10 protein-coding genes are annotated in these 10,450 nt (G+C 55.1%); 3 read left to right on the plus strand and 7 right to left on the minus strand.

Annotated features, from left to right (window positions below; genetic code table 11):
* The coding region (locus tag ACXJ5O_RS10835) for a hypothetical protein (protein ID WP_457299900.1) at positions 1-189 on the plus strand (189 nt) is incomplete at its 5' end.
* Between the two features lie 272 nt (positions 190-461).
* Complete coding sequence (locus ACXJ5O_RS10840) at positions 462-1,238, plus strand: metallophosphoesterase (RefSeq protein ID WP_457299901.1); 777 nt, start codon at positions 462-464, stop codon at positions 1,236-1,238.
* Between the two features lie 5 nt (positions 1,239-1,243).
* Here ACXJ5O_RS10840 and ACXJ5O_RS10845 read toward each other — a convergent pair whose 3' ends face one another.
* From ACXJ5O_RS10845 to ACXJ5O_RS10875, 7 genes are all read right to left on the minus strand, one after another.
* Positions 1,244-3,574 carry a polysaccharide biosynthesis tyrosine autokinase gene (locus ACXJ5O_RS10845; RefSeq protein WP_457299902.1) on the minus strand — a complete coding sequence of 777 codons (2,331 nt, stop codon included), beginning with the start codon at positions 3,572-3,574 and terminating at the stop codon, positions 1,244-1,246.
* A gap of 52 nt (positions 3,575-3,626) precedes the next feature.
* Positions 3,627-4,556, minus strand: coding sequence for a glycosyltransferase family 2 protein (locus ACXJ5O_RS10850; RefSeq protein WP_457299903.1), 930 nt, complete (start codon positions 4,554-4,556; stop codon positions 3,627-3,629).
* Complete coding sequence (locus tag ACXJ5O_RS10855; RefSeq protein WP_457299904.1) at positions 4,546-5,520, minus strand: glycosyltransferase; 975 nt, start codon at positions 5,518-5,520, stop codon at positions 4,546-4,548. Before ACXJ5O_RS10855 ends, ACXJ5O_RS10850 begins: the two co-directional genes overlap by 11 nt.
* Positions 5,520-6,548: a glycosyltransferase family 2 protein gene (locus ACXJ5O_RS10860; RefSeq protein ID WP_457299905.1), complete on the minus strand. Its 1,029-nt coding sequence runs from the start codon at positions 6,546-6,548 to the stop codon at positions 5,520-5,522. The genes ACXJ5O_RS10855 and ACXJ5O_RS10860 overlap by 1 nt, the downstream gene beginning before the upstream one ends.
* Before the next feature lie 26 nt (positions 6,549-6,574).
* Positions 6,575-7,750 (minus strand): glycosyl transferase family 1, encoded by a 1,176-nt coding sequence (locus tag ACXJ5O_RS10865; protein WP_457299906.1) that lies wholly within the window; start codon positions 7,748-7,750, stop codon positions 6,575-6,577.
* A 147-nt stretch (positions 7,751-7,897) separates the two neighbouring features.
* A complete protein-coding gene (gene exoK, locus ACXJ5O_RS10870) occupies positions 7,898-8,689 on the minus strand; it encodes an endo-1,3-1,4-beta-glycanase ExoK (RefSeq protein ID WP_457299907.1) in 792 nt (263 codons plus the stop codon).
* Positions 8,690-8,940: 251 nt separating this feature from the next.
* Positions 8,941-9,309, minus strand: coding sequence for a hypothetical protein (locus tag ACXJ5O_RS10875; RefSeq protein WP_457299908.1), 369 nt, complete (start codon positions 9,307-9,309; stop codon positions 8,941-8,943).
* Between the two features lie 308 nt (positions 9,310-9,617).
* On the opposite strand from ACXJ5O_RS10875, the gene ACXJ5O_RS10880 reads away from it, so the two are divergent.
* Positions 9,618-10,450, plus strand: an 833-nt coding sequence (locus tag ACXJ5O_RS10880) for an O-antigen ligase family protein (protein ID WP_457299909.1), incomplete at its 3' end; no start/stop codon positions are given.

Here is a 10,450-nt window from a genome sequence, read left to right on the forward strand (position 1 = left end):
ATGACATCATTTTTCTGCAGCGACACGCTGTGCCACGCCACGATCGATGGAAAGTTGATGTTCCGGGATCGTCACCACATTGCTACCGCCTACGCCGAATCCTTGGCGGGGCCACTCGAACGCGCAATCTTGAAACCGGCGATAGCAGGTGCTGTGAAATCTCAGCCCGCCAGTGAGAAAAACCTGTAAATGGAATAGCTTGCTGTGGGCGCCATGATTTCCGCTGGCGCCCGCAGCTCTACCGCCTTCCCCAAAATAGCCAATTAGCCCTCCGAATGATGCATCTCGTGCCGCCTGCCCGGAGAGATTGCATTTGAACGCGTTTATTCGTTATAAGCCATTGTTTTCAGAGTCATATTTATCGAAAACCAGGATGAGAAATCCAGCTTGGACACCACACTCGCTTATACGTATCGTAATAGCTGGCTAAGGGTCAGGACCTAATGAGCGGGGAACCAGTATTGAAGACACTTCTTGGGTTGTTGAGGTCCGACAGGCCTGCGCCGCGGATCGCAAGACGCCGTCTTTCAATCGATATCTCAGAGACGGCCGTTTACACGATCGGCGATGTGCACGGTTGCTACGATCAGCTGCTTGAACTGGAAAGCATGATCACCGAAGACGCTGCTGGATTGCCCGGCAAAAAGCTCATCATCATGCTGGGAGACTATGTCGATCGCGGGCCTGCCTCCGCGCAGGTCGTCGAACACCTGCTCCACAAGCCGCATGCGGACTTCCAGCGCATCTGCCTGACCGGCAATCACGATATGGCCATGCTCGACTATCTGGAAAAACGGCTGTCCCTGTCGGGCTGGTGGCATATGGGAGCCAACTCGACATTGCTTTCCTACGGCATTGACGTGGAACGTCTGAGGCTGATCCACCGTACGCCGCAAATGCTGGATGACACCATCCGCGCTTCAATTCCCCACCGGCACAAACAGTTTCTGCGATCCTTGCCAATCATGATCAACGCTGGAAGCTTCCTGTTTGCACACGCCGGTATAAGGCCCACCCTTTCGCTGAAGGATCAGAAAGATGACGACCTTGTTTCCATCCGCAGTGAATTCTTTGAAAACGCCCATCTGCTTCGGCAATGGGTCGTGCACGGTCACACGCCGATAGAAACCCCCCGCCAGGAAGGCAGGCGGTTTAACCTCGATACCGGGGCCTTCTCGACAGGCAAACTGAGTGCGTTGCGGCTCTGGCAGAAGAAGGGCCGCGTGTTCACGACGTAAGGGCTCTATGTTTTGGTTGGGGGCATTCGTGGCGTATCGAGATAGTAGCTTGAGTATCGCTCCATGAAATGCTCGGTGCTTCCGTAAGAGCTGTACTTTGCAAGCCGCTTCATATCGACCTTGTTGAGGACCAGTCCGAGAATCTTCGGCGCGATTTCCGCCTCCGCTTGCAGCACGGACTTGACGAGTGCGCGAGGCGTGACACCCCACTCTGCCACCATGACGAACCCATCGGCCATTGGAGCGAAGGCTTTGGCGTCGACGACCGGGCCAAGCGGTGGAAGGTCGATGACAATATAGTCGAACACAGTGCGCGCTTCATCCAGCAGTTTCTTCATACCCTGGCTTGAGAGAATCTCGCTGGTGTGACGCAAATTCCGGTGAAGCACCGTTGGAATGATAGCCAGCTTGGTCTTGTTCTCGACCTTGACGGAATTTTGCCAAGGCTGACCATCCATGACCGCTTTCACGAGCCCTCGTTGCGTTGAAAGCGACAAGGCGCGGGACAGCCCTGGATTGCGCAGATCGCCATCGATGAGGAGCGTCTTGGCCCCCTTTGCAGCCAGCAATCCCGCAAAATTGGCGGCAATCGTGGTTTTGCCTTCGTGCGGCAAAACGGAGACGACACCGATGACCTTGCTTTCCTTGCCTTGCAGCACGACGTCCGCAGCGATTTTGACATTCCGCAATGTTTCAGCGAATTGCGACGACGGGTTATCGACAGCCAAGCGGATTATATTGGTCCGGGCAGGCGGCGCAGGCTGTCCCTCCAAGGCCACAGGCGTTCTCTTGGCCTCTGTTATACCCTCGAGTTTTGGCACAAAGCCAAGGAACTTGACCCCCAGAAGCGAGCGTACATCTTCACCAACCCGGAAAAAGCGCTCACGGTATTCACGCCACGCGCCGATACCAGCGCCGGCAAAAAGGCCGAGCAGCAGAGAGGCTGCAAGGGCGAGTTTCTTCTTCGGGCTCGATGGGTCCGTGGGCGTCGATGCAACCGAGATCACGCGCGCCTTGGCGATCGGGAAGGACTGCTGCTGTGACGCTTCCTGATAGCGGCCGAGATAGGTTTGATAGAGATTGGTCAGTGCTTGAGCATTCTGTTCCAGATCTCTCAAATGGACCAGCGCTTCGTTTGCCACGGACGTTTTTCCGGTGGCATTGTCCAAACCTTCCCGCAGGGATGTCTCGCGTGACTGCGCAGCCTCGTACTGATTGCGGTAGCTTTCGGTTATTTGCTGGAGTTCCTGGAAAATTTGCCGGGAAACGTCCTGCTCCTCAGTGCGCAGACTGACGGCTTGCGGATGATCCTGGCCGAAACGGCTGACGATTTCCTGCTCGCGCTTGGTGATCGTCAGATAGCGCGCCCTCAGGGTTCCTATCACCGAGGTGCCGCTCTGGTCCGATACAACAGCCGCATTGTTGACAGCGCCCTCGGGACCCGAGGCCAAAATCGACTTATATTGATTGTAAAGTGCTCGCGCCCGCGCGGTGTCCGCCTGGGCCAGGATCAGCTGGCTATTGATATCAGAGAGTTGCTGCTCGGAAACCAGCGCTCCCTTTGCCGCCGTCAGACCATTGGCGGCGCGGAAGCGTTCGGTCTCGAGGGCTGCTGCCTGTGAACTTTCCTTCAGTTCATTCAAGCGGCCCTGAAGCCAGACAGTCGCTCTTTGCGTCGCGTCGAAGTTTGCGTCCAGCTGATCCGAGAGATAGACGTCTGCATAGGCCTTCGCAATTCTTCCGGCGAGTTCCGCGTCGTCTGACGTATAGGTGAGATCGATGACAAAGCTGCGTCCTTGCCTTTGGACATCAACGTTGGACTGCAGGAGCGAAGCCGCATATTCGATCTTCAGATCCGCAGCGGACAGGCCATCCGTATTGGCCGGTTTGCTACTACTGAAAAGCCCGACGATGGACCGCATTGTGGAAATGGCGGTTGCGAAAATGGAGCGCGGCGGGTTCATAAACCCATCGTTCTCGTCAAGCTTCTCCTTTCTCACCACCTTTTCCGCAAGCTCAGCCGACTTCAGAATCGCGATCTGGCTGAGAATTGTTGTGTCTGTCTGCATATTGGCAGGTGCAGGCGAAGGTTCATCAGCGAATTTGCCAAGATTGTCGTCGAGCAAAATGCTAGTCGCTGCCGTATATCCTGGTTTGGCGGCGATGATGTAAATGAGGCCGAGTAACAGACCCACGGCAGCGGTTATGGCGACTGTTTTTGCCTGCCGCCGGGCGATAGTCATCAAGTGCTCGAGGTCAATGAAATTATCGGAGTGGGCTTGCCCTTCCGGGCTTCCCGCCAGCCGAACATTAAAGAGTTGATTGCCTTGATGCATGTTACCGCCGATTGTTGCGTTCGTATAAAAAATTGACTGGGCCTGCCTGCCTTTAGGACGGGATCAAGCGCCTGAGACGTATTCCGATAGGCATAGAGAGATGGCGAAGTGCCACAGGGTCCTTCAACACCACCTCGATAATCCCGCTGATCGATCTGCGTTTAATATGACCGACGAGAGAGAGGAAAGATTTCGCCTCCTCCAGGCTGCGCGTCCGTCGCGCCTGGGCAGCCTTAGCCTCAGCACCGAGTTCGAATTTTGCCAAGAATGTCTTGTCCGCCTCTAACATGGCGATGATATGATGCGTTTCGAGAACGCGCGAAATAGAGCCAGGACGCACACGGTAGGCATATCCGACTGATGGCTCCACTGCGCATTTTCCGCCCTTCGCCAGAATGGAGGCGAGGAAGATATAATCTTCGCCGATGCGCAGGTTCTCTTCGTAACGCAGACCATGCGTCTCGACGAACCGGCGCTCAAAAATCGGCTTCATGTAGCCGAAATTGAAGGTCGTCACGAAAACGAGGTTCGAAGCTATGAAATCCGCCAGTGAAATCTCGCGGATTTTCGCAAGATAGTGGACGGGAAACATTGTGTCTCCCTTTGTCTCGCCGTCCTCTATCACTTCGATATTGTCCACGGCAGCTTTCGCGCCGGTATTCTCCGCACGGGTTATCATCGCCGCGATGCGGTCGGGAAACACCGTGTCGTCGGAGTCGAGCACCGCGATCCAGCGGCCCTTCGCGAGGGCAAGGGCGGCGTTGCGGGCGCTACCAGGACCGCTATTGCTTTCCAGCGTCACGACGCGCACCCGCTCGTCCGCAAACGAACCGGCGATAGCGGCGGTGTTGTCGGTCGACCTGTCATCGACGACTATGACCTCCACGCTCGCTCCACGCTGTGCGAGCGCGCTTTCTATTGCGCGCTGGATCGTGTCCGCGGCGTTATAGGCGGCAATAATGAAGGTGACATCAGGCTGCACGGGATTTGTCTCTCCTCGCTGGCACCATCGCTACCTCTCCATATTGCTCGATCTCGCGGATGCCTATCAGGCCGCTGACGACACCCACATGCATAATACCGCGCAGAAACCATCGGTTGCGCCGGGTAGCAGAAAAGGCTGTCACGAGTGCCATAGACACGCAAAAAGCTGCCTTTGCACCCGCAAGCACCAACTGAGCGGCGCGTTTCATGCCGGTTGATCCACTCCTGAGCATCCGCCCATGCGTCTGACCGACGCGGAAGCGCCGTTTGCAAAGCCACGAAAATTTGGCCCGGCCCTGTGGCACCGGTTCGAAAACCCAGGCTTGCGGCGCATATGAAATCCTGCCGCCCGCTTCGTGAATTTCCGTGAAATATTGTGTGTCTTCGCCGCCGCTTCGTCCCAGCGCCAAACTGAAACGCCGGTTTCCGATAAATGTCGAGGAGCGGCGTAACAGGACGTTGCATGTATAGCCGGTGAGAATTTCCCCGCGTACCCATACCGGAAACGTCGAATGGAAATCACCTTTGCTCATCCAGCGTGGCGCATCGCTCGCGTACGATGCTTGTACGGGTCCGAGTACGGCATCGGCATTCGTATCGCGTGCCGTGGTCAATAGACGCTCTATCCAGTCCTCCGACGCTGTTTCATCATCGTCGATGAAGGCAACATAATCGCCGGTGCTGGCGTCGAGGCAGGCATTGCGAGCCAATGATATGTTTGCTGCGGGACTGTGGATATAACGCACTTCAAATGGGAGTTCCGCCGCGATACTGGCCACCCTGTCTTTGGCGCTGGGCTCGACATCATTGTCGGCGACGATAGCGCGTATGCGGCATTTTTCCGGCAGTTTCATTTGGCTGAGTGACAGCAGGGTCGCCCTCAGCTCCTCACGACGATATGTGCAGATACAAATGTCGATCCAGGTCTCACCTGCACTGGATGGATTGCTCGAGCCGGTCATCAGGTGGTATCCCCCCGTCTGCGCGAATCGAACAGTTGCAGCCAGAAACCCGTGGACCAGGCCAGATGCATGATCATCGCTGATATGGACGCCAACGGACCGTAAGGGTTGCGCTCGCCGACGGCTAGCCACACGCCATAGCCGAGGCAGATTGTGATCCATAGCACAGCCGGTACCGCGGCCCACCAGTTGAGGGCAGCGAGAAAAACGCCCGCTACTACAGGAAGGACCATCAATGGCAACGCCTGGCGAACCTTCGGAATCATGCGATGCTTCAGGAGGTTTTTTGCCCTGCCTCTCCCATAGCCGAGATATTGCTTGAACAGCGCCGGCGCCGATGACCGCGGATAGTAGACCATGAAGGTCTTGTCCGTCATCCATATACGTGCACCGGCAGCCTTCAGTCGGCAATCAAGCTCGGCGTCCTCGTTGTGGGTGAAGCCCTCGTCGTAACCGCCAACCTCGCGGAACATCGAAATACGCATAAGGGCATGATGGCCGTGATCGGTCCAGTGGCCTTTCGCGCCATGGCGATGCCGCGCGCCGCCATTACCGAGTTTGGAATTTTGGGCGAGGGCTGTCGCCTTTTGAAAGGTCCCAAACCCCTCGGTCGCCATGCCGACCACGACGGAATCGGCTCCCGTAGCTTGCGCTTCGTTGAGTAGTTTTTCGCAATAATCGTCCGGGTATTTTCCATGCGCATCAATGCGGATGAGATAGTCGTGCCCGTCGCCATAGGTCGCCACGGCCAGATTGATTGCGGCGCTCTGGATGCGTTTCTCATTGTGCAGGAGAATGACACGTGGATCGCTCTGCATTATTTCCACGACGATCTGCTGCGTTCCGTCACTGCTGCCGCCATCCGCAACGATAATCTTCAAGTCGAAACGTCGGGCTTCGGCGCCCAGTTTTTCAAGAAGCGCGCGAATGTGCTCGGCCTCGTTGAGGCAAGGCACAACAACAATGCAACGGCCAACAAAATCCGTTTTTGTAGCGCTTGGCATTGGCGTCACTTCTCCTGTTTTCATTTTTGCCGATCCGGCATTCTGGCTGGTCAAGCTGCGACCGGAAGTACGGCGCCATGTTCGTTTGCATGCGTGAGCCGCCCAAGACGTTCCACCAGTGCGCGGCAATCGCTCTGGTCGAACACCCAGGTCGAACGTTCCTGTGCTTTGACTTTTTCACGGGCGCGTTCGTAACGATCGGTATCCATTTCATCGAACAGGGCTGCTAGAGCCTCGACCGTCGGTTCACCTAGGGAAAAACCGATGCCGCGTTCTTGTAAAAACAGCGAGGTTTCGGTGCCCTGCATCGCTATCGGCACAGAGCCATAGCGACATCCTTCATAAAGCCTGTTCGGCAGAAGCCAGTTGGAATTTTGTCCGGCCTCGTAGAAATCGATASCCCATGAAAAATGCACCTCGTCATAGATCTTCTGCAGATCTTCCGGATTTGCATAGGCGCCATGGAATTGCATAAAGGGTTCAGCGGCAACGAAACGGTCGAAATCATCGAACTCCGAATAGGCGGGGCGCCCCCTCAAAACGATTTCAACGCGGCCCTCCATCTTGCGTGAGAACGCTGACAGGAGCTCCAGCGAAGTTCGGCAGCGCAAGGCACCAAACCAACCGATCTTCCAAGGCTCGTCTTTGGACTTGCCCGCACGGCTGATGGCCTCCGTTTCCTGAGGCCCGAGTTCCAGAACCTTGTTCTCCACCACTTCGACCGGCAAGTTGATCTGGCCAAAGGGTGCGAAATATTGCCTGACGAATGCGGGCGAAGACGTGATCAGAAGCTGTGCATTGTTACTGAGCGTTCGTTCCACGAAGCGCAGCGCCTTACCTGTCATATCCCGGCGCAAAAGCAGCCGATGAATATCAAGGCATTCGTAGACAATTGGCACGTCACCGGAAAAGAAAGCCTTCGCCCGATTGGCGAGCGCCAGCATTTCCAGATTGCGTCCGATGATCAAGTCCGGTCTGCTAACACCCTTGAGCATCGAGCCGAGCGTCAATGCGGCGCGTGCAACAGCGGCGACGCGTTGGGTAAACTTGCCGTCACTCGTTCTGCCTAGATCGATCGGAACGATTGACGCAATCACGCTGATCGGTTCGCGGCTTCGTGTGAAACCGGCAACAGTGACGGTCGCGCCACCGGCTTGCATCATGATCACGCGGCGCCGGACCGCAGGGTCGGACAGATCATGCACGAGGTACAGGACATGCAGCATGAGGTCATCCCACGATTGATCTGCGTAGGCAACTTAGTATGGCTTTTACTGCAGTGCAACATTTTTGCTTCACTGCAGCAAGTTCCATAGTAAGCCCTGCGGCATTATCGTAATGAATTGGGCGTAGGTATGTTGCCATCGAAAAAATCAATCCAGCGAGCACGCAACTGATTCAGGGAACTGGCAAGTTTCACCCAGCGCAGTAAATGCAACGCGGCCAAACTCGGCTGAAACGGGTGTGCCAGGCATGCTGAACGCTCCAAGCCAGGACTTCATCTTGTCGCTGGCCCAAAGGCTCAGGAATATCTTCTGTGGGTGGGTAGGAATGGCCGCGGGGTCGGTGACAGTGTGCACCAATTGACCATTCACATAGTAGCGCAGACGATCCTTTTCCCAAACGAAGGCATAGTCATTGTACTTGCTGTCTGCGCCGTCAGGGACCGCGACCAGTTTCTCGTGTCCGCCCTTTCCGGCGACATAGGTATTCAACTGAACCCTGGAGGGGTCCTTTCCAAGAAACTCGAAGTCGATTTCGTCCCATGGTTGCTTTTGTTGGGGCCCGATATAGGCGAAAAAGCTGGTGTTGAACCCTGAGCCCGCGGCGGCCTTGATGCGTGCTTCATAGGTACCGTAGCTGAAGCGCTCATTGGTCTGGATCTCGCCGCACACATAGTCGCGATCCTTGGTTTTTTGAGGCGCGAAGCCGAGGGTCAAGGTGTTGTCCTTGAGACCCACCTGCCCCTTGGACCACGTGCAATTCTGGTGAGCGCCATTCGACCAGCCATCCGAAACGTACCAACGCTTCTTGTCCAGGCTGGCAAAGTTTTCGACGAAGGATTTTCCTGGCTGCTTCTCTTGGGCAAATGCGAGAACGGGTGTCAAGCAAAGGCCAAGCGCCATGCTGGCGAGTGCTATCCGGGATGAAATCGGGGCGACCATCGATCTTCCTTTCTTTATGGGAAAAGGCGCATCAGCCAGAAGCCGAAGTTGGACATAATCCTAAGAGTGCATATTATCTTTGCTGCACTGCATCATTTCACAACGCGCCGTGACGGCTGTCAACCGCGTAAAAAAATCAAAAATGCGGCTCTTTTTTATCGCAAAATCAATATGTTATTGAGCATAGAGCGATAACGAACCGCAAATACGTGCCTTTTTAAGGTCGTATTCGCCCCATCGGAAGCGAGACTTCAATCGGATTTCGGTTCCACTTGGCCAAGGCCATTCGCATTCTCAAACGTCGTTATGGCCTCGTCCATTTCGTGCATGAAAGCCATCTGTTTTTCCAGGAAATCGATGCGCTGGGAAAACCTTGTCAGCGCCTGCGTCAGATTATCCACCTGCGCAGACACCTTTTCTGTTTCGCCTTCGTTTTCCATGTTTTCGAAGGAAAATGCGGCATTGACCGAAGCGTCGTCATAGCGGCGGCGAAAGCCGTCGCGCTCACGTTCAGTCTCAACAACGACATCTCTTATCGCCCGCTTGATACTCAGGAAACGTGTGGCATCCGACAGACGATCTCTCTCGGGATTTCTTGTCCGGAAGCGGAATAGTGCCATCTTTCACCCCATTTCCCAAGGCGCAAACGCGCCCTCAACAATGTACCAGAGTCGTAGACAAAACTTGTTACATAATGGTTGTTTCCGGTTTCAATCCTGTCAAGCCAGATAACGAAACCCCCTGTATGTGACACAACCTTAAACCTTCCGGGAAAACGACTGCGGTTTTTGAATTTTACAAATTCCGCCGATAGTGCCAGTTTCCCGTATCGAATTTTAGGAAGCGATAGAGCTCAAATCATCTCTGGACGACCAAAAATGGAAATCCGTCCAAGAGAAAAACACAATGCTCCCATACGGACGTCACGATGAGAATTGCAAAATCCCTGCTTGTCGAGCCAGGCAAGAATTTTTGGTACGGAACGCTCGCCGTAGGCTTATCGGTCTTCGTTTTTGCCTATTCGACAAACTTTGGTTTTCTGTCCATCCTGGTTTTCTACGGGCTGTGGTTGCCTCTGATTTTGGTCGATTACCGAAAAGTCATTGGTAACTACGCACGTTTCTATTGGGTATTGCCCTTCGTCCTCTTCGCATGCATGTCGTTTTCATGGTCGGCCGCGCCCCCAGTCACCCTGCGCGCCGGCATTCAATATTTGACGACGATAATCTGCGCCTTGATCGCATCCCGCATCATAGACGCGCGGACCTTTGCCAGCGGGGTAAGCATGGGCGTCGCGCTGGTCCTGCTTTATTCGCTTGGCTTTGGCCAATACCAATACGATGCGCTGGACGGCTCCTATAGTTTCGTTGGCGCGTTCGCGTCCAAGAACCAGCTTGGCTTCTTTGCATCCCTGGGTGTCTATTTCGCCTTCGCCAGTTTCTTCGTGTTGCAAACCAGCAAAACATGGCGATGCATCGCAGTCGTGTGCGGGATTCTGTCTGCCTATTGCCTGGTGGCCTCCAGTTCGGCCACCTCGATCATCGCAACGCTTGCGATATTCACCGCAACCTTGATCGTCGGCGTTGTATTGAAATTTTCGCCGAAGCACCGCCGGTCCTTTTTTCTGGTCGGTGTTGCCGTAGCGTTGGTGCTCGTTGCCGTGGCTATCAATGCTGGCGCCATTGATCTGGTACTCGGCGCTTTCGGCAAGAATTCCACTCTCACCGGACGTACCTATCTCTGGCAGGAGGGGTTCAGAGC

Source organism: Phyllobacterium sp. P5_D12 (assembly GCF_054049495.1).